Source organism: Streptomyces liliifuscus, assembly GCF_016598615.1.
GTDB classification, from domain to species: domain Bacteria; phylum Actinomycetota; class Actinomycetes; order Streptomycetales; family Streptomycetaceae; genus Streptomyces; species Streptomyces liliifuscus.
This window is the reverse complement of sequence record NZ_CP066831.1, coordinates 2185948-2211154: the sequence shown is the minus strand read 5'-3', so window position 1 is coordinate 2211154 and position 25207 is coordinate 2185948. Positions and strand designations below refer to the sequence as shown.

The window sequence follows — 25207 nt, the reverse complement described above, 5'->3', positions numbered from 1 at the left end:
AAAGGGGCGCAGGGAACTGCGCGACCAGCCCCCACCCACCCGCACCCGAAATCGCTGCGCACGGGGTCTGGGGCGGAGCCCCAGAAGGACGGGAATGGGTAGGGGCGGCGGGGGCGAGGGAAGTCGGGTCAGGCCGAGACGGATTCCCTGCCCGGTGACTCCTGGAGGGTCCGTTCGCCGAGGTGCTCCGTCGGCACCTTGTGGGTTTCGCGGGCGGTGAGCGCGGCGATCACCGGAGGGACGCACAGCGCGGCGGTGAACAGGGCCACCGAAGCCCAGTCGTCACCGTTCGGCCCCGCAATCTGGGCCGCGAAGGTCACCGCGAAGCCGGCTATCGCGAAGCCGATCTGGGTGCCGATGGCCATGCCCGAGAGCCGGACCCGGGTGGAGAACATCTCGCCGTAGAAGGACGGCCAGACGCCGTTCGCGGCGCTGTAGACGACACCGAAGGTGACGATGCCGAGGACCATGACCAACGGGTACGAGCCCGTGGAGATCGCCCACAGGTAGGCGACCATCAGCACGCCACTGCCCGCGGCACCGATCAGGAAGACGGGGCGGCGGCCGATGCGGTCGGACAGGGTGGCCCAGAGGGGGATGGCGCCCAGGGCGACCAGGTTGGCGAGTGCGCCCACCCACAGCATCGACGTACGGTCCATGCCGACCGAGTCACTGGTCGCGTACGACAGTGCCCACACCGTGAAGATCGTGCTGACCGAGGCGACGAGCGCGGCGGCGACCACCCTGAGGACGTCCGCCCAGTGGTCCCGCAGCAGCACGGCGAGCGGCATCTTCGCGACACCCTCGGTGGCTGCCTGCTGCGTGAAGGTCGGTGTCTCTTCGAGGGTGCGGCGGATGACATAGCCGACGACGGCGACCGCGATGCTCATCCAGAACGGGACCCGCCAGCCCCAGGAGAGCAGTTGGTCCTCGGGGAGCGCGGCGACCGGGATGAACACCAGCGTGGCAAGGAGCTGGCCGCCCTGCGTGCCGCTGAGCGTGAAGCTGGTGAAGAAGCCGCGTTTGTCCGGTGGCGCGTGCTCCAGGGACATGGAGTTCGCGCTCGCCTGCTCGCCGGCGGCCGAGATGCCCTGAAGGACACGGCAGATCACGAGGAGCACCGGGGCCAGCGTGCCGACCTGGTCGCGCGTCGGCAGACAGCCGATGAGGAACGTCGAGAACCCCATCAGGATCAGCGTGAAGACCATGATCTTCTTACGGCCGACCCTGTCGCCGAAGTGGCCGAGGAACAGCGCGCCGACCGGCCTGGCCGCGTACGCGACGCCGAACGTGGCCAGCGACAGCAGGGTCGCCGTGGCCGGGTCCGACTCGTCGAAGAAGACCTCGGGGAAGATCAGCGCGGCCGCGCTGCCGTAGATGAAGAAGTCGTAGTACTCCAGCGCGCTGCCGATCCAGGCGGCCGTCGCAGCCTTCTTTGGCTGGCCGGGTGGCGCGTCGAGGGGCGCTGCGGGGACGGACACGGCTTGCTCCTTCGGGGGAACTCCAACGTAAGCGGAGTGAGCGGAGGGGGAGAAGTGCCGGATCCCTGGGGTGACGGGGCGGCCGCGCCGGGGGCTACCCGGCTAATTAACCCACTGGATAGTTAGTAGCGGTTGGCTACGGATGTTGCGCTCACGTTTCCCGGGTGTCAAGAGGTCGCGCCGAAGGATCTTGCGGTGCCGTGCCCGCGTCCCGCCCGCACCGGGCGGCGCCCTCAGTCCGTCGAGCGGTCCGCCGTCAGATAGGCGATGACCATGTCGCCCAGCATGTTCCGGTAGTGCTCGCGCTGGGCGGGATCGACCAGGTCGCGGCCGAACAGGGCCCCGAAGGTGTGCCGGTTGGCGACCCGGAAGAAGCAGAACGAGCTGATCATCGCGTGCAGGTCGACCGCGTCCACGTCGGCCGTGAAGAGGCCCGACTCCTGCCCCGACTCCAGGATGCGGCGGATCACGTCCAGGGCGGGCGAGCCGATCTTGCCAAGCTTCTCGGAGGCGGCGACGTGCTCGGCCCCGTGGATGTTCTCGATGCTGACCAGGCGGATGAAGTCGGGGTGCGCCTCGTGGTGGTCGAAGGTCAGCTCGGCCAGCCGCCGGATCGCCGCGACCGGGTCCAGGTGCTCCACGTCGAGCCCCTGCTCGGCCTGGCGGATGACGGTGTACGCCCGCTCCAGCACGGCGGTGAACAGCTGGTCCTTGCCGCCGAAGTAGTAGTAGATCATCCGCTTCGTGGTCCGGGTGCGGGCGGCGATCTCGTCGACCCGGGCCCCGTCGTAGCCGGCCCTGGCGAACTCGTGCGTGGCGACGTCGAGGATCTCGGCCTGGGTGCGGGCGGCGTCACGGATGCGCCCGTTCGGTCGTGCCGGTTCTTCGACGCTGGTCATCGGGCTTCCTTCGGGCGAGGGGCGTGTGCCCGAGATTCTAGAAGCAGGCTCCCGTACGCGGTTCCGGGTTGTCGGCCGGGCCTTCCCGTGGCACGCGGATGCTGGTATAGCTAACGTACTAGTTCGTACATTAGTGAGCCGCTCTGGAGGTCCCTCGTGGTCGCCCTGGTCAAGGACTCGTATCTCGTCGGACTGATCGGCGCCGGGATCGGCCCGTCGCTCAGCCCGGAACTGCACGAGCGGGAGGCCGACCGGCAGGGCCTGCGCTATCTGTACCGGCTGATCGACATCGACGCGCTCGGTGTCGGGCCCGAGGCGGTGGGGGACCTCATGCGCGCCGCCCGCGACCTGGGGTTCGACGGGCTGAACATCACTCATCCCTGCAAGCAGCTCGTCATCGAGCATCTGGACGCGCTCGCGCCGCAGGCCGAGGCGCTCGGTGCGGTGAACACCGTCGTGTTCGACGGTGGGCGTGCGGTCGGGCACAACACCGATGTCACCGGGTTCGCCGCCTCGTTCGCCCGTGGACTGCCGGATGCTCCGCTGGAGCGGGTCGTGCAGTTGGGCGCCGGGGGAGCGGGGGCGGCCGTCGCGCACGCCATGCTCACGCTCGGGGCCGGGCATGTCACCGTCGTGGACGCCCTGCCGGACCGGTCGGCCGACCTTGCCGCCTCGCTTAACCGGCACTTCGGTGCGGGGCGGGCCGCTGCCGCGGGCCCGGAGCGGTTGGCGGCGCTGCTCGGCGATGCGGACGGCATCGTGCATGCCACGCCGACGGGGATGGCCGCGCATCCCGGGCTGCCGCTTCCCGGTGAGTTGTTGCATCCCGGGTTGTGGGTCGCCGAGGTGGTGTACCGGCCGTTGGAGACCGAGTTGCTGCGTGCCGCTCGGGGGGTCGGGTGTGCGGTTCTCGATGGCGGGGGGATGGCTGTTTTTCAGGCCGCGGACGCGTTTCGGCTGTTCACGGGGCGGGAGCCGGACGCTTCGCGGATGTTGGCCGATATTGCGGAGTTGGCCGGGGTGACTGGTGCCGCCGGGGCCACCGGGGTGCGGAGTTGAGGGCGCCTTTGGGGGTGGGGTGGCTTGGGCTGTGGGGCGGGTGCGGGCCGCATGTGGCTGGTCGCGCAGTTCCCCGCGCCCCTTAAAAGCAGAGCCCGAGCTGTGTCGTGAAGTGGAACCGGAGGAGCAAGAGCAGGACCCGGGCTGTGTTGTGAAGTGGAACCGGAGGAGCAACAACGTGCGTACGTCCATTGCCACCGTCTCTCTCAGTGGGGCCCTTACCGAGAAGCTCACGGCCGCGGCGCGGGCGGGGTTCGACGGGGTCGAGATCTTCGAGAACGACCTGCTCGCCAGCCCCCTCACGCCCGAGGAAGTGCGGGCCCGCTGTGCCGATCTCGGGCTGAGTATCGATCTCTACCAGCCGATGCGTGACATCGAGGCGGTGCCGGCGGAGGAGTTCGGGCGGAACCTGCGGCGGGCCGAGCACAAGTTCCGGCTGATGGAGCGGCTCGGGGCGGACACCGTGCTCGTGTGCTCCAGTGTGTCGCCGCTTGCCGAGGACGACGACGCGCTCGCCGCGTTCCAGTTGCGGCGGCTCGCCGAACTGGCCGAGGGGTTCGGCATCCGCGTCGCGTACGAGGCGTTGGCATGGGGCCGCCACGTCAGCACGTACGACCATGCCTGGCGCATCGTCGAGGCCGCCGACCATCCCGCGCTCGGGACGTGCCTGGACAGTTTTCACATCCTGGCCCGCGGGTCCGACCCCAAGGGCATCGAGGACATCCCCGGGGAGAAGATCTTCTTCCTGCAGCTGGCCGACGCGCCGCTGATGGCGATGGACGTGCTGCAGTGGAGCCGCCACTACCGCTGCTTCCCCGGGCAGGGCGGCTTCGACGTCGCCGGGCTCGTCGGGCATGTGATGCGTGCCGGCTACGAAGGGCCGCTCTCGCTGGAGGTGTTCAACGACGTGTTCCGGCAGGCGGAGGCCGGGCCCACCGCTGTCGACGCGTTGCGTTCGCTGCTCGTGCTCCAGGAGAGCGTCGGCCTCACCGAGCCGCCCGCACCCGTCGTACCGACCGGAATCGCCTTCGCCGAACTGGTCACCCCCGACGTCGAACCACTGTCGGAGATCCTCGAAGCGCTCGGCTTCGCCCGCACGGCCCGGCACCGCAGCAAGCCGGTCGACCTGTGGCAGCAGGGCGAGGCCCGGCTGCTGCTCAACACGGGTCCGGCCGCTCGGCGGGACGGTACCCAGCTGGCCGCCGTCGGTCTGGAGTCCCCGGATCCGGCGGGCGCGGCCCGGCGGGCCGAGGCCCTGCTCGCTCCCGTGCTGCCGCGTCGGCGCGCCCCCGAGGACGCCCCGCTGGACGCGGTCGCCGCACCCGACGGCACGGAACTCTTCTTCTGCGCCACGGACCGCCCCGGTCTGCCCAGCTGGACCGGCGACTTCGAGCCCGTCGCACACAAGCCGCCCGTCGCCGGGGGCGTACACCGCATCGACCACCTGGCCCTCACCCAGCCCTGGCACCAGTTCGACGAGGCGGCCCTCTTCCATCACAGTGTCCTCGGGCTCGGCGCGCAGGAGAGCGTGGACGTCGCCGACCCGTACGGACTGCTGCGCAGCCGTGCCGTCACCAACGCCGACGGAAGTGTGCGGATCGCCCTCGGTGTCGGTGCGGCCCCGAGCGCCGACGAGGGCGGCCGAGCCCAGCACATCGCCCTCGCGACCGACGACATCGTCACCGCGGCCCGCCGGTTCCGGGACGCGGGCGGCCGCCCGCTGCCGATCCCCGCGAACTACTACGACGACCTCGCGGCCAAGTACGAGCTGGCCGACGGCGAGCTGGAGGCGTACCGCGAACTCGGCATCCTCTACGACCGGGACGCGGACGGCGCCTTCCGCCACTGCTACACGGAGACGGTCGGCCGCGTCTTCTTCGAGCTGGTCCAGCGCGACGCGGGCCACCGCGGCTACGGCGCGCAGAACGCCCCTGTACGGCTGGCCGCCCAGCACGTAAGGCGACCGGTGCGCTGACCCCGCACCGGGGGAGCATCTCTCTTACCGGACTCTCAACCTCCGCCAGGCCGGGCCCGATTGCCAGGGCCCGGCCTGCGGCGTGCCCTAGCACCGGAGATCGGCGGTATGCAAGCAGGCGGACATTACCCACGAGTTGACATTGAAACCTCAAGAGCCGCCGCTATCATCACTCCACTACGGAGCGACCGTCCGCCGACCACCACCACGGCTGCACGGAATCGGCCACACCTCCCACTTACACCTGGCACGGTCGGGCATGCCCGACCGCACTTCGTGCAGGACGGAAAGCAGCGCATCCATGGGCAACAACAGGGGCAGAGGGCTCCAGGCCAATGTCCTCGGCACGTTCGACACGGTTGTGATGGCGGTCGCCGGCAGTGCCCCGGCGTACTCGCTCGCCGCGACCACCGCGGTCCTCGTCGGCGCGGTGGGTCTGGCAAGCCCCGCCGCGCTGCTGTACTGCGCGATACCCATGCTGGGCATAGCCCTGGCCTTCAGCTATCTCAGCCGGATCGACACCAACGCGGGCGCCAGCTATTCCTGGGTCGGCCGCACGCTCCACCCCTTCCTCGGCTTCATCAGCGGCTGGGCGCTGGTCGTCTCGGCCACCATCTTCATGGTCGCCGGTTCGCTGCCCGCCGGTTCGATGACGCTGTCCCTCTTCGACGAGGGACTCGCGGACAACACGGCCCTGGCCACCCTGGTCGGCGCGGCCTGGTTCGTCGCCATGCTGCTCGTCGTGCTGGGCGGCGCCCGGCTCACCGTCCGCGCCCAGCTGATCATGTCCGGTGTCGAGCTCGCCATCCTGGCCCTCTTCGCCGTCGGCGCCGTGCTCCACACCGACAACGCCCGGCCCTTCGACTGGTCCTGGCTCGGCTTCAGCCACTTCGACGGGGTGAGCGGCTTCGCGTCCGGCGCCCTCATCGCCGCCTTCTACTACTGGGGGTGGGACGTCACCTCCAACCTCAGCGAGGAGACCAAGGACAGCCGCCGCACCACGGGCCTCGCGGGCCTGATCGGCGTGGGCATCGTCTTCCTCCTCTTCGAGGCCTTCACCATCGCGGTGAACGTCATCCTCTCCTCGCAGCAGATCCAGGAGAACGACGCCAACGTCCTCGCGGTGCTCGGCGAGGAGATCTGGCCGGGCTGGGGCGGCAAGCTGCTGATCGTCTCCGTGATGCTGTCCACCATCGCCACCCTGGAGACCACACTCATCCAGGTCACGCGCTCGCTGTTCGCGATGGGCCGCGACCACACGATGCCCAGCGCCCTGGGCAAGGTGCACCGCACCTGGAACACGCCGTACGTCGCCATCAGCGTGGTCGGCACGGTGGCGCTGCTGATGCTCGTGGCGTCCAACGCCCTCGGCAGCGTCGGCGACATCCTGGAGAACGCCATCGCCGCGATCGGCCTCCAGATCGCCGTCTATTACGGCCTCGCGGGTCTCGCGGTCGTCGTCGCCTACCGCAAGATGCTGCTGAAGTCTCCGTCCAACTTCCTCTTCGGCGGGCTGTGGCCGTTCCTCGGAGCCCTGTTCATGTTCTGGATCTTCATCGAGTCACTGAGCGACCTGAGCAACGCCTCGATCGGCATCGGCATCGGCGGTCTGGCCGTCGGACTCGTCCCCATGCTCTGGTACTGGCGCCAGGGCAGCGACTACTACCGCCCGGCGAACCTGGACGCCAGCGACGTCGTCGAGACGGACTACATCCCCGACGGCTACACGGCCGCCGAGGCGGAACGTTCCCGCGTCCACGAGGGTCTCCCCACCGACTTCTGAGAGGGGCCCCGATGGCGAGAGACCGCTTCAAGCCCGAATTCGACCCCGACTGCGGGGACGCGCCCCTCACCTCCGCCAAACAGGACATCGTCATCGGCCGCTGGCAGGGCCTTCGGGAACTGCTGCGGACCACCGGCCCCGCGTGGCTTGCGAGGGGCCATCGGATGCGGCTCCTCGCGCAGGCCTGCGCGAGCACCTCGACGGCCGAGTCCTGGCTGGCCGCCGAGCCCCACAGCGGGGACGCGCTGGTGCTGCGGGCCGCGACCGAGACGGCACGGGCCTTCAACCTGGCGATCGCCGCGGGCCGGGGAGTGCCCATCGACCTCAACCGCGTCGACGGCGCGGTCATGGCCTGTCTCCAGGCCGCCGAGGCGTACGTCGACGACCCCACTCCGTGGATCTCGCTCATCGCCGTCGCTCGGCTCTATCCCACCGGGGTGCGCCGCCAGGAACTGGGGCGCTGGTGGGACGAGTTGCACGCACGCGATCCGTACAGCGTGGAGGGCCATCTCCAGGTGCTGCACTACTACTCGGCGCGCTGGCACGGTACGCACGGCGTGATGTACGACTTCGCCCGCGACGCGGCCGGTGTGGCTCCGCCGGGGTGTGCGCTGCCGGTTCTCGTGCAGTTCGCACGGGTGGAGGAGTACCGGTACATCCTTGAGGGGGCCAAGGGGCAGCAGGGGTCTCTGACCGGGGTCAGTCAGCACTGGAACCATGACGGGGCCGTCAGTGATGTGCGGCGTACCTGGCAGCGGTGGATCACCGGGCGCTCCGACGCTCCCGTCGAGCCGGGGGAAGTGCACCAGCTCAACCACCTCACGCATGCCGCGTGTCATGCCGGGGTGCCGGACATCACCGCCTCGCTGTTTCGACTCCTCGGGCGGCGTGCCACGCGGACGCCGTGGTCCTACACGGGCGACCCTGAAAAACAGATCACTCGGTGGCACAACAACCCGAAACACCGAGCGTGAGTTTTTCGCCCCCGCCGCCCCTACCCATTCCCGTCCCTTTTCGGGGGCCAGCCCCCGAACCCCCGCTCCTCAAACGCCGGAGAGGCTAAAAGACTGCGCAGTTCCCCGCGCCCCTTTTTAGGGGCGCGGGGAACTGCGCAACTTTTTGGGGGTTCGGGGGCGGAGCCCCTGAGTAAGGGACGGGAATGGGTAGGGGCGGCGGGGGCGAGGAGAACTACCCCGGTGGAAGGGTGTTCCACTCCGTGATGACCGGGCGGTCGTGTTCCGTGGAGAGGCGGCTGAGCGTGCCGGTTCCGAGCTGGAACAGGCGGCCGTCCGCGGCGGAAAGCCCGAGCCGCCGCGCGGTCAGGACACGTAGGAAGTGGGCATGGGCGACAAGGACCACGTCCCCGTCGCCGAGCGACTTCTCCGCCCGGGCCAGGACACGATCCGCCCGATCGCCCACCTCGGCCGGGGACTCGCCCGGATGCCCGTCCGGCCCCGCCGGCACCCCGTCGTTCCACAGATACCAGTCGGGACGAGTCCGGTGGATGTCGACGGTGGCGACACCTTCGTACGCCCCGTAGTCCCACTCGTGCATGTCCGGATCGGACACCGCCCCGGTCAGCCCCGCCAGCTCCGCGGTCCGTATCGCCCGCGCGAGCGGACTGGTGAGCACGAGCGCGAAGTGCCGCCCGGCGAACAGCGGGACGAGGGACTTGGCCTGTTCCTCACCGCGCGGGGTGAGGGGCAGATCGGTCCAGCTGGTGTGCCGGCCCGACCTGCTCCACTCGGTCTCGCCGTGACGGACGAGAAGGAGGTCGCCCATGACCCCTACTTCGCGGACTCGACGGCGTGGCCGCCGAACTGGTTGCGCAGCGCCGCGACCATCTTCATCTGCGGCGAGTCGTCCTGCCGGGACGCGAACCGGGCGAAGAGGGAGGCCGTGATGGCGGGCAGCGGCACGGCGTTGTCGATGGCCGCCTCGACGGTCCAGCGGCCCTCGCCGGAGTCCTCCGCGTAGCCGCGGAGCTGCTGCAGGTGCTCGTCCTCGTCCAGCGCGTTGACCGCGAGGTCGAGCAGCCAGGAACGGATGACCGTGCCCTCCTGCCAGGAGCGGAACACCTCGCGCACATCCGTGACGGAGTGCACCGCTTCGAGCAGCTCCCAGCCCTCGGCATAGGCCTGCATCATGGCGTACTCGATGCCGTTGTGGACCATCTTCGAGAAGTGGCCGGCGCCCACCTTGCCCGCGTGGACGAACCCGGCGTCGCCCTCCGGCTTGAGCGCGTCGAAGATCGGCTGGACCTTGGCGATGTGCTCGGCGTCGCCGCCGACCATCAGGGCGTAGCCGTTCTGCAGGCCCCAGACGCCGCCCGAGACACCGGCGTCCACGAAGCCGATGCCCTTGGCCGCCAGCTCCTCGGCGTGCTTCTCGTCGTCCGTCCAGCGGGAGTTGCCGCCGTCGACGACGGTGTCGCCCGGCTCCAGCAGGTCCCCGAGCTCGTCGATGACGCCCTGGGTGGGGGCCCCGGCCGGGACCATCACCCAGACCACACGCGGGCCTTCGAGCTTGCCGACCAGTTCGGTCAGGCCACTGACGTCGGAGAGGTCCGGGTTGCGGTCGTAGCCGATCACGGTGTGGCCCGCGCGGCGGATCCGCTCGCGCATGTTGCCGCCCATCTTGCCGAGGCCGATGAGCCCGAGCTGCATCGCAGTCATGTCAGTTCACTTCTTTCGGAGAGTGCGGTACGTGGCCACGAGGGCGGCGGTGGAGGGGTCGAGACCGGGGACGTCGGCGCCCTCGGTGAGGGCGGGTTCGACACGCTTGGCGAGGACCTTGCCGAGCTCGACGCCCCACTGGTCGAAGGAGTCGATGTTCCAGATCGCGCCCTGCACGAACACCTTGTGCTCGTAGAGGGCGATCAGCTGGCCGAGGACGGACGGGGTCAGCTCGGCGGCCAGGATCGTGGTCGTGGGGTGGTTGCCGCGGAACGTGCGGTGCGGGACCTGCTCCTCGGGCACCCCCTCCGCGCGCACCTCGTCGGCCGTCTTGCCGAACGCGAGTGCCTGGCCCTGGGCGAAGAGGTTCGCCATCAACAGGTCGTGCTGGGCGGCGAGTTCGGCACCCAGGTCGTCCACCGGATTGACGAAGCCGATCAGGTCGGCCGGGATCGTCTTCGTGCCCTGGTGGAGCAACTGGTAGTACGCGTGCTGGCCGTTGGTGCCCGGCGTGCCCCACACGACGGGCCCGGTCTGCCACTCGACGGGGTGTCCCTCGCGGTCCACGGACTTGCCGTTGGACTCCATGTCGAGCTGCTGCAAGTACGCGGTGAACTTGGACAGGTAGTGCGAGTACGGCAGCACCGCGTGCGACTGGGCGCCGAAGAAGTCGCCGTACCAGACGCCCAACAGGCCGAGCAGCAAAGGCGCGTTGGCCTCGGCGGGAGCCGTCCGGAAGTGTTCGTCGACGGTCCTGAACCCGTCGAGCATCTCCCGGAAGCGGTCCGGGCCGATCGCGATCATCAGCGACAGACCGATCGCCGAGTCGAACGAGTAGCGGCCGCCGACCCAGTCCCAGAACTCGAACATGTTGGCCGTGTCGATACCGAAGTCCGCGACCTTGTCGACGTTCGTCGACAGTGCGACGAAGTGCCGGGCCACGGCCTCGGACCCACCGCCGAGACCGGCAAGCAGCCAGGACCGCGCCGAGGTCGCGTTGGTGATCGTCTCGATGGTGGTGAAGGTCTTCGAGGCGACGACGAACAGCGTCTCCGCCGGATCCAGGTCGCGCACCGCCTCGTGCAGGTCGGCCCCGTCAACGTTCGACACGAAGCGGACCGTCAGCTCGCGGTCGGTGAAGGCGCGCAGGGCCTCGTACGCCATCGCCGGGCCCAGGTCCGAGCCGCCGATGCCGATGTTGACGACGTTGCGGATGCGCCTGCCGGTGTGGCCGGTCCACTTGCCGGAGCGGACCTGTTCGGCGAAGTCGGCCATCTTGTCGAGCACGGCGTGCACCTTCGGCACGACGTTCTCGCCGGCGACCTCGACGACCGCGTCGAGCGGGGCGCGCAGTGCGGTGTGCAGCACGGCCCGCCCCTCGGTGACGTTGATCCGCTCGCCGCGGAACATCGCGTCCCGCAGCCCGAACACGTCGGTGGCGGTGGCGAGTTCCTGGAGCAGTGCGAGCGTCTCGTCGGTGATCAGGTGCTTGGAGTAGTCGATGCGCAGGTCTCCGACCCGCACGGTGTGGCGCGTGGCGCGCTCCGGGTCCGTGGCGAACAGTTCACGCAGCTGCGGATGGAGGAGCGGGCCCGCGCGGTGGTCCTCCAGGGCCGTCCACTCGGGGCGGCGGGTGAGCCTGGGCGTCCGGGGCCCGGACGGAGGCGTGTCAGGCACGGCTCTCCTCCCTCGCTGAGTCGTCGCCGCTCAGGGCGACGGCGTACATCTCGTCCGCGTCCAGGCGCCGCAGCTCCTCGGCGATCAGCTCGGAGGTGCTGCGGACCTTCAGCGCGAGGGTGCGTGAGGGCTGGCCCGGCAGCGACAGGGTCGCGAGGGGACCCTCGGGACGGTCGATGACGATCTCGCCGCCCTTGGTGCCGAGCCGGACGGCGGTGACGACGGGCCCCGCGGTCACGACACGCTCGACCGGGACCTGGAGGCGGGCCTCCAGCCAGCGGGCCAGCAGTTCGGCGCTCGGGTTCTCGGCCTCGCTCTCCACGGCGGCCGAGGTGACCTTCGAACGGGCCTGGTCCAGGGCGGCCGCGAGCATGGAACGCCACGGAGTCAGCCGGGTCCAGGCCAGGTCGGTGTCGCCCGGCGCGTACGAGGCGGCACGGGCCTCCAGGGCCGCGAGCGGCGTCTCGACCGCGTACATGTCGGTGATCCTGCGCTGGGCGAGGGCGCCCAGCGGGTCCTTGGCCGGGACCTCGGGCGCGTCCACCGGCCACCACACGACGACCGGCGCGTCCGGCAGCAGCAGCGGCAGGACCACCGAGTCGGCGTGCTCGGACACCTCGCCGTACAGCCGCAGCACGACCGTCTCGCCGGTGCCCGCGTCGGCGCCCACGCGGACGTCGGCGTCGAGGTGCGAGTTGGTGCGGTCGCGCGGGGTGCGGACGTGCCGCTTGATGACGACCAGGGTGCGCGAGGGGTGCTCGTGCGAGGCCTCCTCGGCAGCCTTGATCGAGTCGTAGGCGTTCTCCTCGTCCGTGACGATGACCATCGTCAGGACCATGCCCACGGCAGGCGTGCCGATGGCGCGGCGGCCCTCCACTAGGGCCTTGTTGATCTTGCTTGCCGTGGTGTCGGTCAGGTCGATCTTCATGGCCTGCGCCAGCTCCGTCCGTCTCGTGCGAGCATCTCGTCGGCTTCCCCGGGACCCCAGCTGCCCGAGGCGTACTGCGCGGGCCTGCCGTGCTTGTCCCAGTACTCCTCGATCGGATCGAGGATCTTCCAGGACTCTTCCACCTCCTGGTGTCGGGGGAAGAGATTGGCGTCGCCGAGCAGGACATCCAGGATCAGCCGTTCGTACGCCTCCGGGCTGGACTCCGTGAACGACTCGCCGTACGCGAAGTCCATGGAGACGTCCCGAATCTCCATCGACGTACCCGGCACCTTCGATCCGAAGCGCACCGTCATGCCCTCGTCCGGCTGAACACGGAAGACGATGGCGTTCGCGCCGAGCTCCTCCGTGGCGGTGGAGTCGAACGGGGAGTGCGGGGCGCGCTGGAAGACGACCGCGATCTCCGTGACCCGCCGGCCGAGCCGCTTGCCGGTCCGCAGATAGAAGGGGACGCCGGCCCAGCGGCGGTTGTCGACCTCCAGCTTGACGGCCGCGTACGTGTCGGTCTTCGACGCGGGGTCGATGCCCTCCTCCTCGAGGTAGCCGGGCACCTTCGCGCCGCCCTGCCAGCCCTCCGCGTACTGCCCGCGCACGGTGTGCTCGCCCAGGTTCTCCGGCAGCCGCACCGACTTGAGGACCTTGAGCTTCTCGGTGAGCAGCGAGTCGGCGTCGAAGGCGATGGGCTCCTCCATCGCGGTCAGCGCCATCAGCTGGAGCAGGTGGTTCTGGATGACGTCACGGGCCGAGCCGATGCCGTCGTAGTAGCCGGCCCGGCCGCCGATGCCGATGTCCTCGGCCATCGTGATCTGTACGTGGTCCACGTACGACCGGTTCCAGACGGGCTCGTACATCTGGTTGGCGAAGCGGAGCGCCAGGATGTTCTGGACGGTCTCCTTGCCGAGGTAGTGGTCGATCCGGAAGACCTGCTCCGGGTCGAACACGTCGTGCAGGACCTTGTTGAGCTCGCGGGCGCTCTTGAGGTTGTGACCGAACGGCTTCTCGATCACCGCGCGCCGCCAGGAACCCGCCGGGGCGTCGGCCAGCCCGTGCTTCTTGAGCTGCTTGACGACCTTCGGGAAGAACTTCGGCGGTACGGAGAGGTAGAAGGCGTAGTTGCCGCTGGTGCCCCGGGAGGCGTCCAACTCCTCGACGGCGGACCGCAGTTGCTTGAACGCCTGGTCGTCACCGAAGTCGCCCGGGATGAACCGCATGCCTTCGGCGAGCTGCTGCCAGACCTCCTCGCGGAACTCCGTACGGGCGTGTTCGCGCACCGAGTCGTGGACGATCTGGGCGAAGTCCTCGTCCTCCCAGTCGCGCCGGGCGAAGCCGACGAGGGAGAAGCCCGGCGGGAGCAGTCCGCGGTTGGCCAGGTCGTAGACGGCCGGCATCAGCTTCTTGCGGGCCAGGTCGCCGGTGACACCGAAGATGACCAGACCGGACGGGCCGGCGATCTTCGGGAGACGGCGGTCGCCGGGGTGGCGCAGCGGGTTGTCCCAGTCGGACGCGAGGTCCAGCGCCTGGGCGAGGGAGTCGGGCCCGAGGTCCGCGGTGGTGGTGTCCGGCGCCTGCGGTTTCGCGGCGGCGGTCGCGGCCGGTGCCGCGCCGGACGCCTTCGCCGGTGCTCCCTTGGGAAGCTTGTCGCTCATTCCCCGTCAACTCCCTTGCGGCTCAGTGAGACGGCGACCGCGTCGAGCAGTTCGCCCCAGGCGGCCTCGAACTTGGCGACGCCCTCGTCCTCCAGCTGCCGTACGACCTCGTCGTACGGGATGCCCTGCTTCTCGACGGCCTCCAGGTCGGCGCGGGCCTGGGCGTAGCCGCCGGTCACCGTGTCGCCGCGGATCTCGCCGTGGTCGGCGGTGGCGTTCAGCGTGGCCTCCGGCATCGTGTTGACCGTGCCCGGTGCGACCAGCTCGTCGACGTACAGCGTGTCCTTGTAGGCCGGGTCCTTGACGCCGGTCGAGGCCCACAGCGGACGCTGCTTGTTGGCGCTCCCGCCGAGGGCGGTCCAGCGGTCCGAGGCGAAGACGTCCTCGTACGCCTCGTACGCGAGCCGCGCGTTGGCGAGTGCCGCCCTGCCCTTGAGCGCGAGGGCCTCGGCCGTGCCGGTCTTCGCCAGCCGCTTGTCGATCTCGCTGTCGACGCGGGAGACGAAGAAGGAGGCCACGGAGTGGATGGTGGAGAGGTCGAGGCCCGCGGCGCGCGCCTTCTCCAGACCGGCCAGGTAGGCGTCCATCACCTCGCGGTAGCGCTCCAGCGAGAAGATCAGCGTGACGTTGACGCTGATACCGCGGCCGATGACCTCGGTGATCGCGGGCAGACCGGCCTTGGTCGCCGGGATCTTGATCATCACGTTCGGGCGGTCGACCAGCCAGGCGAGCTGCTTGGCCTCGGCGACCGTCGCCTTCGTGTCGTGGGCGAGGCGCGGGTCGACCTCGATGGAGACCCGGCCGTCCCGGCCGCCGGTCGCGTCGTACACCGGACGCAGGATGTCGGCGGCGGCGCGGACATCGGCGGTGGTCATCATCCGTACGGCCTCGTCGACCGTGACTCCGCGCGTGGCGAGGTCGGCCAGCTGCTCCTCGTAACCCTCGCCCGAGCCGATCGCGGCCTGGAAGATGGAGGGGTTGGTGGTGACGCCCACCACGTGCCTGGTCTCGATGAGCTCGGCGAGGTTGCCGGACGTGATCCGCTTGCGGGACAGGTCGTCCAGCCAGATGGAGACGCCTTCGTCGGAGAGGTTCTTGAGGGTTTCCGCGGTCGCGGTTGCTTCGGTGGTCGCGGTTGCTTCGGTCACAGTGATCATCTTCCTTCGGGCGATCGGATCAACCGCGGACTGCGGCCAGGGATTCCCGCGCGGCGGAGGCCACGTTCTCGGGGGTGAAGCCGAACTCGGCGAACAGGGTCTTGGCGTCGGCGGAGGCGCCGAAGTGTTCGAGGGAGACGATGCGTCCGTGGTCACCGACGTACCGGTACCAGGTCAGACCGATGCCCGCCTCGACCGCCACGCGGGCCTTCACGGACGGCGGAAGCACGCTCGCGCGGTACTCCGGCGACTGCTCCTCGAACCACTCGACGGACGGCATGGACACGACCCTGGTCGGGGTGCCCTCGGCCTCCAGCCGCTCGCGCGCGGCGACGGCCAACTGCACCTCGGAACCGGTCGCGATGAGGATCACCTCCGGGGTCGCGGTGGAGGAGTCGCGCAGGACGTAACCGCCCTTCGCCGCCTCGGGGTTGGCCTCGTACGTCGGTACGCCCTGACGGGTGAGGGCGAGGCCGTGCGGGGCCGGGTTCGTGGCGTGCCGCCTGAGGATCTCGGCCCAGGCGATCGACGTCTCGTTGGCGTCGGCGGGGCGCACGATGTTCAGGCCCGGGATGGCGCGCAGCGAGGCGAGGTGTTCGACCGGCTGGTGGGTCGGGCCGTCCTCGCCGAGGCCGATCGAGTCGTGCGTCCAGACGTACGTCACCGGCAGCTGCATCAGGGCCGAAAGGCGGACGGCGTTGCGCATGTAGTCGGAGAAGACGAGGAACGTGCCGCCGTAGATCCGGGTGTTGCCGTGCAGCGCGATGCCGTTCATCTCGGCGGCCATCGAGTGCTCGCGGATTCCGAAGTGGACGGTTCGGCCGTACGGGTCGGCCTCCGGCAGCGGGTTGCCCTTCGGGAGGAAGGACGACGTCTTGTCGATGGTCGTGTTGTTCGAGCCGGCCAGGTCGGCGGAGCCGCCCCACAGCTCGGGCAGCACATCGCCGAGCGCCTGGAGGACCTTGCCGGACGCGGCACGGGTCGCGACGGACTTGCCCGTCTCGAACGCCGGAAGCGCGGACTCCCAGCCCTCGGGGAGCTGACCGGCCACGATCCGGTCGAAGAGCTTGGCGCGGGCGGGCTGCGCGGTGCGCCACTCGGCCAGCTGCTTGTTCCAGGCCGCGTGCGCCTCGGCGCCCCGGTCCAGGGCCCGCCGGGCGTGGGCGAGCACCTCGTCGGCGACCTCGAAGGTCTGCTCCGGGTCGAAGCCCAGGAGGCGTTTGGTGGCCGAGATCTCCTCCGCGCCGAGTGCGGAGCCGTGCGAGGCCTCGGTGTTCTGGGCGTTCGGGGCGGGCCAGGCGATGATCGTGCGCATCGCGATGATCGAGGGGCGCCCGGTCTCGGCCTTCGCCGCGGCCAGGGCCTCGTACAGCGCGTTCGGGTCGATGTCGCCGCCGAGCGCGGGTTCGATCCGCTGTACGTGCCAGCCGTAGGCCTCGTACCGCTTCAGCACGTCCTCGGAGAAGGCGGTGGCGGTGTCGCCCTCGATGGAGATGTGGTTGTCGTCGTAGACGAAGACGAGGTTGCCGAGCTTCTGGTGGCCGGCGAGCGAGGACGCCTCGGCGGAGATGCCCTCCTCCAGGTCGCCGTCGGAGACGATCGCCCAGACGGTGTGGTCGAAGGGGGACTCGCCCTCGGGGGCCTCGGGGTCGAACAGGCCGCGTTCGAAGCGGGCGGCCATCGCCATGCCCACCGCGTTGGCGACGCCCTGGCCGAGGGGGCCCGTGGTCGTCTCGACCCCGGCCGTGTGCCCGTACTCCGGGTGGCCGGGCGTCTTCGAGCCGTGCGTGCGGAACGCCTTGAGGTCGTCCAGCTCCAGCTCGTACCCGGAGAGGAAGAGCTGGGTGTAGAGGGTCAGCGAGGTGTGGCCGGGGGAGAGGACGAAGCGGTCGCGACCGGTCCACTCGGGATCCGCCGGGTCGTGTCGCATCACCTTCTGAAAGAGGGTGTACGCCGCCGGGGCCAGGCTCATCGCGGTGCCCGGGTGGCCGTTGCCGACCTTCTGCACGGCGTCCGCCGCAAGCAGACGGGCCGTGTCGACGGCTCGCCGGTCCAGATCGGTCCACTCAAGGCTGTCAGGTGTCTGCGTACTCATCTTCAAGAAGTCCTCGGTAGAAGCCCAGTAACTGCTCGGATGCGTTCAAACTTAAAAGTCAGACTTTTGCCGGGGAAGGTGGCCCTGTGTCAGCCTTTGGTGAAAGTGGGACAACGACTGCGGGACCGAGCCGACGCGAGAAGGACATGGCGGACAGAAGCACCCAAGAAGGTGACGGTGGCGGCGGTGACACCGGCGACGGGATCAGAACCTTTCCCTTTCCCGTCGACCTGAGCGTCTGCGGAGTCGGCATGCAGGTCGGCCCGATGGAGCCCGGCCGGACCTGGCACGCGAACGAGGCGATCGAGCGCGTCCACCGCATCGACTTCCACGTGGTCATGCTCTTCGGGGAGGGCCCGGTCCGGCACATGGTCGACTTCACCGAGTACGAGGTCTCCGCCGGCGAGCTCCTGTGGATACGCCCGGGCCAGGTCCACCGTTTCTCCAGCACGGAGGCCTACCGCGGCACGGTCCTGATCATGCAGCCGGGCTTCCTGCCCCGCGCCACGGTCGAGGCGACCGGCCTCTACCGCTACGACCTGCCGCCCCTGCTCAGGCCCGACCCGGCCCAGCTCGCCGGACTGCGGGCCGGCCTCGACCAACTGGAACGCGAGTACGTCGACTCGACCACGCTGCCGCTCAGCCTGCACACCTCTGTGCTGCGGCACTCCCTGACCGCGTTCCTGCTCCGCCTGGCGCACCTCGCCGCCGGCGCCGCCGACGCGGCACGCGACCAGGCGGACACCACCTTCACCCGCTTCCGCGAGGCGGTCGAGAAGGGCTTCGCCACCAACCACAGCGTCAGCGCGTACGCCGACACCCTCGGCTACTCCCGCCGCACCCTCGTCCGGGCGGTCCGCGCCGCGACGGGCGAGACCCCGAAGGGCTTCATCGACAAGCGGGTCGTCCTGGAGGCCAAGCGGCTCCTCGCCCACACGGACATGCCGATCGGCCGCATCGGGGTCTCGGTGGGCTTCCCCGACGCGGCCAACTTCACCAAGTTCTTCCACCAGCACACCGGAGTGGCGCCGGCGGCGTTCCGGGCGGAACTGCACTGAGAGGTCAGCGGAGTTGCGGGAGATGGAAGGAGGGGGCGGGCCTGATCGGCCCGCCCCCTCCTCACCGACTCGCCTCTCAGCGAGCGAAGTTGAACCAGTTCACGTTCACGAAGTCCGAGGGCTGGCCGCTCGTGAAGGTCAGATAGACGTCATGCGTCCCGGTGACGTTGCTGATGTTCGTCGGGACGGTCCGCCAGCTCTGCCACCCGCCGGTGTTGGCGAGCGCGAAGGTGCCGATCGGGGCGTTCGTACGGCTGTCGAGGCGGACCTCGACCAGGCCGCTGGCGCCGCCCGCCACCCCGCTCGCGACCCGGGCGCTGAACTGCCTGGCAGCCGTGGAGCCGAAGTTGACGCCTCGGTAGAGGGCCCAGTCGCCGTTGGCGAGGGCGCCGATGTTCTGGCCGCCGCCCGAGTCGGTCGTGGTCTCGGTGATCGTGCCGCTCTGACCGTCGAACGACTCGGCCTGGATCGCGCTGTACGCGTCACGGTTGCCGGTCGGCGGAGGCGTGGTGCCGCCCGCGGACTGCAGCACCTGGACGTAGTCGACGACGAGTGGATGGCCCGGCACCGTGGCACCGTCAGGACCGCCGCCGAAGGCGTCCACGAAACCGCCGCCCATCGCCACGTTCAGGATGATGAAGAACCCGTGGTTCGTGGCGTTCGACCAGGTGGTCGCGTCGACCTGGTTCGCCCGTACGGTGTGGTAGTTGATGCCGTCGACGTAGAAGCGGATCTCCTCCGGACTCGTCGACCGGTCCCACTCCATGCCGTACGTGTGGAAGCCCGCCTGGCAGGTCGTGCCCGGGCAGGCGATGGAGCCGCCGAGGCCGGTCGTCTCGTTGCAGGGGCCGCCCGGGTTGGTGCCGCAATGCATCGTGGACCACACGGTGTTGAGACCCTGGACGTTCTCCAGGATGTCCAGCTCGCCGACGCTCGGCCAGTTCTGGTAGTTGCCGCGGTAGGGCGCGCCCAGCATCCAGAACGCCGGCCAGTAGCCGCGCGCGGCGGCGCCCGTGACGTTCGGCATCTGGATCCGGGACTGGACACGCAGCTTGCCACCGGCGGGCGGCTGGAAGTCGGTGCGGTTGGTCTCGATGCGGCCCGAGGTCCAGTTGCCGGCGGCGTCCCGGCGCGGGGTGATCCGGAGGTTCCCGGCGCCGTCCAGTGCCACGTTGTTGGTGCTGGACGTCATGTTCTCGATCTCGCCCGTGCCCCAGTTGGCGGGCCCGCCCGGGTAGCCGTGGCCGGTCGCGTACTGCCAGTTCGAGGTGTTGACGCCGGTGCCCGCTGTGCCGTTGAAGTCGTCGACGAAGACCTGGGTCCAGCCGCTGGGCGGCGCGGGCGCGTCCGCCTCTGCTGCCGATGCCCCGGCCGCCGCCAGGCTCAGCACGCTGACCAGCGCGATGAGCGTGCGTCGGAGTGGACCGCGTCTGACGGGTGTGCCTGAAGTTTCCCTCATGGGTGCCTCTTCGGGTACGGAGTGGGGGTGCGCGGGTGATTCGGGGGTGCGTGGGAGCATTTGAGAGCGCTCTCAACGCAGCTGCGCGGCCAATGTGCTCTTCGGCACTCCGGTCGTCAAGAGGTAAAGCAGAGAAAGCCCTCAGGGGGCAGGGGAGTTCACACCATGAAGGGGGGACGGATCGGACGGGGAACCAGGGACGGATCGGACCGCGAGGGAGGGAACGGATCGGACGTGGCGTCAGAGAGCGCTTCCCGCCCGCCAGTCCGTCCACGACAGGTTCCAGCCGTTGAGGCCGTTGGCCGGATCGACCGTGTCCTCGCCCGAGTTCTCGACCACGACCACGTCTCCGAGCATGGAACTCTCGTAGAACGCGTAGCCCGGCGTGGATGTGTCGTCCGCGCCCTTGGCGTCCCGCAGCCCGACGCACCCGTGGCTGGTGTTGCTGCTGCCGAAGATCGACGGCGACGCCCAGTAGTTGCCGTGGATGAACGTGCCCGACGTGGTGAGGCGCTGCGCGTGCGGCACGTCGTCGATGTCGTACTCGTCGCCGAGCCCGACGGTGGAGGACTCCATCCGCGTCTCCTCGAACCGCTCGCTGATCACCATGATTCCGGCCCAGGTGGCGTGCTCGGCATCCCCGCCGGACACGGGATAGGTGGCGAGGGTCCGCCCGTCCCGCCGTACCGTCATCGTCTGCTTCGCCAGATCGACCGTACTTATCTGCTCGCGGCCGATGTGGAAGGTGACGTCCTTGGACTGGGTGCCGTAGACGCCGTCCGCGCCTTCGACGTCCTTCAGCCGCAGGCCGAGCGTGATCTCCGTGCCCGCCGCCCAGTACTCCTCGGGCCGGAAGTCGAGCCGGGTGTCGCCGAACCAGTGGCCCACTACCGCCACCTGCGGGTCCGCGGTCACGGTGATCGCCTTCTCGACGGCGGCACGGTCCGTCACGGCGTGCGTGAAGTTGATCGAGACAGGCATGCCGACGCCGGAGGTCGAGCCCGCCTCCGGCGTGAAGTGGCCGACGAACGTGTCGGCGGGGGCTTCGGTGGTGAAGGCCACGGTCTCCGCCGCGCCGCCCTGTGCCTGGGCCGTGACCGTGTACGCCGTGCCGGAGTACGGGTTGCGGGTGGAGGTCCACTTCGTGCGGGCGTCGTTGAAGGTGCCGGGGAGGGGCGAGCCGTAGTCGCTCGTCACCTTGACGCGGGAGAGAGTGCCGGTCGAGGCGGCGACCCGGACGGGGCTGGTGAAGGCGGCGTTCTTGGTGCCGTCGGCGGGCGTGACGGTGAGGGTGGGGGCGGCGGTGGCCTCGGCCGCCTTCGGAGTGCTCCCGCCGGAGGCGTTCGCCGAGGCGGTGCATCCCGTCAGTACGGCCGCCGGTACGGCCCCGAGGACGGCGAGCACACCGCGCCGGGACCACTTGCCCGGCTGCTCCGGCTGGTCTGACCTGTCCGGCTTCTCCGGTCCTTTCGGCTGCTCCGGCCCGTTCGACATGTGCGAGACGCCCACGGGGGTGCCCTCCTGCTGTGACCACTGGTGCGCCTGCATCGTGCGCCTCTTGGATGGGGTGAGCCTTTGAATCGGACGGGTCCTGGCTGAGATTGCCGTGAGGAGTCCGTGAGAGCGGTGGTGGTCGCTGAGACCGCCGGGGCTTCCACGGGGGCCACGGTCCGGGTCCTGTTCGGTCACGTGTCGGAGAAGGGACGTGCCCGGGGGCGGGGGCCCGGGGAGTGTGCGGGCATGGCGAGACGCGGGGGATGTCTGATCAACGGGTGCCTGGGTGTGCTGCTGCTCGGTGTCGCCCTTGCCGCCCTGGTGGGGGTGGGGACCTACGTGGACTTCCAGCGCGACGTGGACAAGGCGCACGACCAGGTCGAGGCGGGCGCCGAGCGGGCCGAGGCCGAGTTGTCCGGGGCGGCCGAGGACGGCACGCTCCTCGGCACGGAGATCGCCAGGGCCGTACGCGGTGGCGAGGTGCGGCGGCAGGGTCGTGACGTCACGGTGACCGCCCAGTTCACCGGGCAGGTGAACGGCTGGTACGTCGGCGGCATCTCTGCCAGTGACTGCTACCGCTTCAAGATCGTCCCGCCTGCTGCCGCCGTGCGGGAAGTGGTCGAGGAGGGGTGTGGTTACACCCTGAAGACGACACGCCGGGATCCGGCGGCGGTCGCCGACGACGTGGTCGTGGAACTGCGGTCGGCGGTGGCCCGGGGAGGGGTCGCGGCCGCGAGTACCGCGCAGGTGTGGCAGACCCCGGGCATCACCGTCGAGGACACCGAGACCGAGGGTGGTCGACTGACCCGCCTTGTATGGCTGTACGGAGGCACCGGACAACAGGGCAAGGTCTGCTACGAGTTCCGGGCGGCCAAGTCCTCCGTCACCGCCAAGAGGCTGAAACCGGAGGGCTGTTACGGCCCGATCGGCTGATGGGTACGGTCCTTGTATGCCCGACTCGGCCGAAGCCATCAGCGAGCGCAACGCCGAGGTCGTCCGCCGCTACCTTCGGGTCTTCGAGACGAAGGAGGTCGCCGAGTTCGAAGAGCTCGTCGCCGAGGACGTCCTCGTTCACGGTGCGGGCCTGCACGTCAGGGGCCGGCACCATCCCGAGGGATCGGTGCTGACTCCGGGGCTGTCCGACTGCCGTGTGCAGATGGACGACCTCTTCGCCGCCGGCGACCGGGTCACCGTGGCCTTCACCCTGACGTACACCCACGACCGCAGCGGCCGGGATCTGACCATGACGGGAGTCAAGTCCTACCGGCTCCGAGAAGGGCGGATCGTCGAGTTCTGGGGCGAGACCGACCTCTACGGCCTTCTCCGCCAGGCCGGACTCGTACCCGAGCAGATTCCGCCGTTCTGACGGGGACCGCGCCCGGCACCGACCGCCGGGCGGCCTCAGGACCTGGCCGCGTCTGCGGGTACGACGAAGGCCCCGGTCCGGAGGGGCCGGGGCCAACGCTCAATGACACGCGGTGAGTTGAGGGCTGTACCGCGGCTTCAGTGCTGCTTGGTGAGTTCGGGCTCGGTCGGCTGTGCCTCCTCGTGCAGCCCGAAACGGTCGTGGGCCCGTCGCAGCCGCTGGGGTGCCCACCAGGCGCGTCGGCCGAGCAGCGCCATGGTCGCCGGGACGAGGAGCATGCGTACGAGGGTCGCGTCGATGAGTACCGCGAGGGTCAGGCCGAGGCCGATCTGCAGGATGGGTGCGAAGCCGCCCGTCATGAAGGCGCCGAAGACTACGGCGAGCAGCAGCGCGGCACAGCTCACGACGCGTCCCGAGCGGCGCAGACCGGTGATGACCGCCTCTCGTTCGTCGCCCGTGCGCAGCCAGGTCTCGCGCATCCGGGCGAGGATGAACAGCTCGTAGTCCATGGCGAGTCCGAAGGCGATCGCGATGATCAGCGGAGGTGCGGTCAGGCTCAGCGCGCCGAGTTCCTGGGAGCCAAGCACAGAGGCCAGATGCCCGTCCTGGAACACCCACACCACCACACCGAGCGCGGCACCCAGGCTGAGCAGCGTGGTGACGATGGTGCGCAGCGGGATCAGCACCGAGCCGGTGAAGGCGAAGAGCAGGAGGAAGATACCGCCCAGGACGGTGACGGCGGCCCAGGGCGCGCGGTCGCCGAGCATCGCGCGGAAGTCGACGAGACGGGCCGCGACACCGGTGACCTCGACGGGCTCGTCACCCCGTATGTCCCGTACGCGCTGGACCAGTTCGGTCGCCTCCTTGCCGTCGGCGCTGCCGCCCGGTCGCAGGTTCAGGACCGTCGTGCCGCCCGGCAGGTCACGGGACTCGGCGCCCGGCGAGAGCGCCCGGATCCGGTCGGCCGTCGCGGGGTCGGTGCCCGGCTTCAGGACCACGGTCACCGGCGAGACTCCGGTGCCCGGCGGGAAATGCGCCTCCACCGTGTCGTCCAACTGGCGTGCCTCCGTGCTCGAAGGCAACTGCTGGGCGTCCCCGATATTGATCTTCATGCCTGTGACGGGCAGGGCCAGGACGAGCAGGGCGATGGCGGAGGCCGCTGTCACGACTACCGGTCGGCCCGTGGCGAACCGGGCCAGGCGGGCGAAGACACGGCCCTCCTCACCGGCGGGCTTGGTGCGTGCCGGGGCGATCTTTCCGCCGAAGCGGGCCAGCAGCGCCGGCAGCAGGGTGAGCGCGGCCAGCATGTCGACGACCACCACGGCGGCCACGGCGAGGCCCATGCTGCGCAGGAACGTGCTGGGGAACACCAGCAGACCGGTGAGGCTGACGGCCACGGTCAGGCCGGAGAAGAGGACCGTGCGTCCGGCGCGGGCCACCGTGCGGTGCACGGCCTCCACCACGTCGTCGGTCGTACGGCGTTCTTCGCGGAAGCGGACCACCATCAACAGCGCGTAGTCCACGGCCAGTCCGAGGCCGAGCATGGTCGTCACCTGGATCGCGTACACGGAGATGTCGGTGAACTGACTGAAGCCGAACAGCGCCAGGAACGCGCCCGCGATGCCGCTGACCGCGACCAGCAGGGGCAGTCCGGCGGCGCGCAGCCCGCCGAAGATGACGAGCAGCAGGACGAGAACCACCGGCAGCGAGATGATCTCCGCCCGGGCCACGTCCTCCTGGGCCCGCTCGCCGAGCTGCTGCCCGAGCAACGGGCCCCCGCTGACGTGGACTTCGGGTGCCTTGATCTCATGGATGCGGTCACTGGCCGTGTCCAGGACCTTCTCCTCCGCCTCGTCGTCGAGGCCGCCCTTCAGCGTCACCGGGATAACGAGGGCCTGCCCGTCCTCCGCGAGGAGACCTGGCGTGTCGTACGGGTCGGGCACGGCCGCGATGCCGGCGGCGTCGCGCAGGTCGGCGACGGCGGCCTCGACCTGGGCGCGCAGCCCCGGGTCGGACACCGCTGTGCCGCCGACCACCGCGGTGATCGACTCGCCGACGGGGTCGATGCCGTCGAGGTGCACGGCGGCCCGGTCCGACTCGGTGCCCGGTACGTCCGGCACGGAGTCGCTGAGCCGTCCGAACACGCCCGTCCCGAGCCCGAAGCCGAGCAGCAGGAAGAGCAGCCAGAGGCCGATCACGGTCAGGGGGCGGCGAGTTGATGCCCTGGCGATGGTGGCGAGCACGGGGTGCCTCCCGGCGGGTTGGCGGGTCTCGGGGTCGTCCCCAGACTCGCGTGGCCGCCGCGTGCGCCGGATCGCCGGTGGGAGGGGTTTCCGTGGATCCCTCGCGTGGGTGAGTGGGTGGGTTGGCTCCGCCGTACGGGGGATGCGTCTGCGGGCCCGGTGGGGGCTTGTCGCGCAGTTCCCCGCGCCCCTTA

General features: G+C 70.0%; 19 protein-coding genes. 7 read left to right on the top strand and 12 right to left on the bottom strand.

All coding sequences use genetic code 11. From position 1 onward, the window contains the following. Window positions 1–128: 128 nt before the first annotated feature. Together JEQ17_RS09445 and JEQ17_RS09440 are read right to left on the bottom strand one after the other, a co-directional pair. Window positions 129–1481 carry an MFS transporter gene (locus JEQ17_RS09445; protein WP_200394808.1) on the bottom strand — a complete coding sequence of 451 codons (1353 nt, stop codon included), beginning with the start codon at window positions 1479–1481 and terminating at the stop codon, window positions 129–131. Between the two features lie 233 nt (window positions 1482–1714). Continuing rightward, window positions 1715–2380, bottom strand: coding sequence for a TetR/AcrR family transcriptional regulator (locus tag JEQ17_RS09440; protein WP_200394807.1), 666 nt, complete (start codon window positions 2378–2380; stop codon window positions 1715–1717). Window positions 2381–2545: 165 nt separating this feature from the next. On the opposite strand from JEQ17_RS09440, the gene JEQ17_RS09435 reads away from it, so the two are divergent. From JEQ17_RS09435 to JEQ17_RS09420, 4 genes are all read left to right on the top strand, one after another. Beyond that, a complete protein-coding gene (locus JEQ17_RS09435) occupies window positions 2546–3439 on the top strand; it encodes a shikimate dehydrogenase (RefSeq protein WP_200401401.1) in 894 nt (297 codons plus the stop codon). A gap of 178 nt (window positions 3440–3617) precedes the next feature. Beyond that, complete coding sequence (locus tag JEQ17_RS09430; protein ID WP_200394806.1) at window positions 3618–5414, top strand: bifunctional sugar phosphate isomerase/epimerase/4-hydroxyphenylpyruvate dioxygenase family protein; 1797 nt, start codon at window positions 3618–3620, stop codon at window positions 5412–5414. 301 nt (window positions 5415–5715) lie between these two features. After that, window positions 5716–7197 carry an APC family permease gene (locus tag JEQ17_RS09425; RefSeq protein ID WP_200394805.1) on the top strand — a complete coding sequence of 494 codons (1482 nt, stop codon included), beginning with the start codon at window positions 5716–5718 and terminating at the stop codon, window positions 7195–7197. Window positions 7198–7208: 11 nt separating this feature from the next. Beyond that, a complete protein-coding gene (locus JEQ17_RS09420) occupies window positions 7209–8171 on the top strand; it encodes a hypothetical protein (RefSeq protein WP_200394804.1) in 963 nt (320 codons plus the stop codon). A gap of 214 nt (window positions 8172–8385) precedes the next feature. Here JEQ17_RS09420 and JEQ17_RS09415 read toward each other — a convergent pair whose 3' ends face one another. From JEQ17_RS09415 to tkt, 7 genes are read right to left on the bottom strand one after another with little or no spacing between them, the layout of a single operon-like run. Beyond that, window positions 8386–8979, bottom strand: a complete 594-nt coding sequence (locus JEQ17_RS09415; RefSeq protein ID WP_200394803.1) for a histidine phosphatase family protein — start codon at window positions 8977–8979, stop codon at window positions 8386–8388. Window positions 8980–8984: 5 nt separating this feature from the next. After that, window positions 8985–9863 carry a phosphogluconate dehydrogenase (NAD(+)-dependent, decarboxylating) gene (gene gnd, locus JEQ17_RS09410; protein WP_200401400.1) on the bottom strand — a complete coding sequence of 293 codons (879 nt, stop codon included), beginning with the start codon at window positions 9861–9863 and terminating at the stop codon, window positions 8985–8987. A gap of 15 nt (window positions 9864–9878) precedes the next feature. Next, window positions 9879–11549 carry a glucose-6-phosphate isomerase gene (pgi, locus tag JEQ17_RS09405; RefSeq protein WP_200394802.1) on the bottom strand — a complete coding sequence of 557 codons (1671 nt, stop codon included), beginning with the start codon at window positions 11547–11549 and terminating at the stop codon, window positions 9879–9881. Continuing rightward, on the bottom strand, window positions 11542–12477 hold the full coding sequence (gene opcA, locus JEQ17_RS09400) for a glucose-6-phosphate dehydrogenase assembly protein OpcA (protein WP_200394801.1): 936 nt from the start codon (window positions 12475–12477) through the stop codon (window positions 11542–11544). The genes pgi and opcA overlap by 8 nt, the downstream gene beginning before the upstream one ends. After that, window positions 12474–14141: a glucose-6-phosphate dehydrogenase gene (gene zwf, locus JEQ17_RS09395; protein ID WP_200394800.1), complete on the bottom strand. Its 1668-nt coding sequence runs from the start codon at window positions 14139–14141 to the stop codon at window positions 12474–12476. Before zwf ends, opcA begins: the two co-directional genes overlap by 4 nt. Further along, window positions 14138–15298 carry a transaldolase gene (gene tal / locus JEQ17_RS09390; protein WP_200394799.1) on the bottom strand — a complete coding sequence of 387 codons (1161 nt, stop codon included), beginning with the start codon at window positions 15296–15298 and terminating at the stop codon, window positions 14138–14140. Before tal ends, zwf begins: the two co-directional genes overlap by 4 nt. A gap of 19 nt (window positions 15299–15317) precedes the next feature. Further along, window positions 15318–17393, bottom strand: coding sequence for a transketolase (gene tkt / locus JEQ17_RS09385; RefSeq protein ID WP_200394798.1), 2076 nt, complete (start codon window positions 17391–17393; stop codon window positions 15318–15320). Window positions 17394–17539: 146 nt separating this feature from the next. Here tkt and JEQ17_RS09380 point away from each other — a divergent pair, with 146 nt between their 5' ends. Beyond that, on the top strand, window positions 17540–18451 hold the full coding sequence (locus JEQ17_RS09380) for a helix-turn-helix transcriptional regulator (RefSeq protein ID WP_200394797.1): 912 nt from the start codon (window positions 17540–17542) through the stop codon (window positions 18449–18451). Between the two features lie 76 nt (window positions 18452–18527). On the opposite strand, the gene JEQ17_RS09375 is transcribed toward JEQ17_RS09380, so the two are convergent. Both JEQ17_RS09375 and JEQ17_RS09370 read right to left on the bottom strand, forming a co-directional pair. Beyond that, entirely contained in the window at window positions 18528–19910 is a 1383-nt protein-coding gene (locus tag JEQ17_RS09375; RefSeq protein ID WP_200394796.1) for a glycoside hydrolase family 16 protein, read from the bottom strand. Window positions 19911–20150: 240 nt separating this feature from the next. Continuing rightward, on the bottom strand, window positions 20151–21419 hold the full coding sequence (locus tag JEQ17_RS09370) for a L,D-transpeptidase (protein ID WP_407700144.1): 1269 nt from the start codon (window positions 21417–21419) through the stop codon (window positions 20151–20153). 231 nt (window positions 21420–21650) lie between these two features. Here JEQ17_RS09370 and JEQ17_RS09365 point away from each other — a divergent pair, with 231 nt between their 5' ends. Both JEQ17_RS09365 and JEQ17_RS09360 read left to right on the top strand, forming a co-directional pair. Then, complete coding sequence (locus JEQ17_RS09365; RefSeq protein WP_200394795.1) at window positions 21651–22337, top strand: hypothetical protein; 687 nt, start codon at window positions 21651–21653, stop codon at window positions 22335–22337. A 16-nt stretch (window positions 22338–22353) separates the two neighbouring features. Beyond that, window positions 22354–22770 (top strand): ester cyclase, encoded by a 417-nt coding sequence (locus JEQ17_RS09360; protein WP_200394794.1) that lies wholly within the window; start codon window positions 22354–22356, stop codon window positions 22768–22770. A 137-nt stretch (window positions 22771–22907) separates the two neighbouring features. Here the strand turns inward: JEQ17_RS09360 and JEQ17_RS09355 are convergent, their stop codons facing one another. Further along, window positions 22908–25013 carry an MMPL family transporter gene (locus tag JEQ17_RS09355; protein WP_200394793.1) on the bottom strand — a complete coding sequence of 702 codons (2106 nt, stop codon included), beginning with the start codon at window positions 25011–25013 and terminating at the stop codon, window positions 22908–22910. Between the last annotated feature and the right edge of the window lie 194 nt (window positions 25014–25207).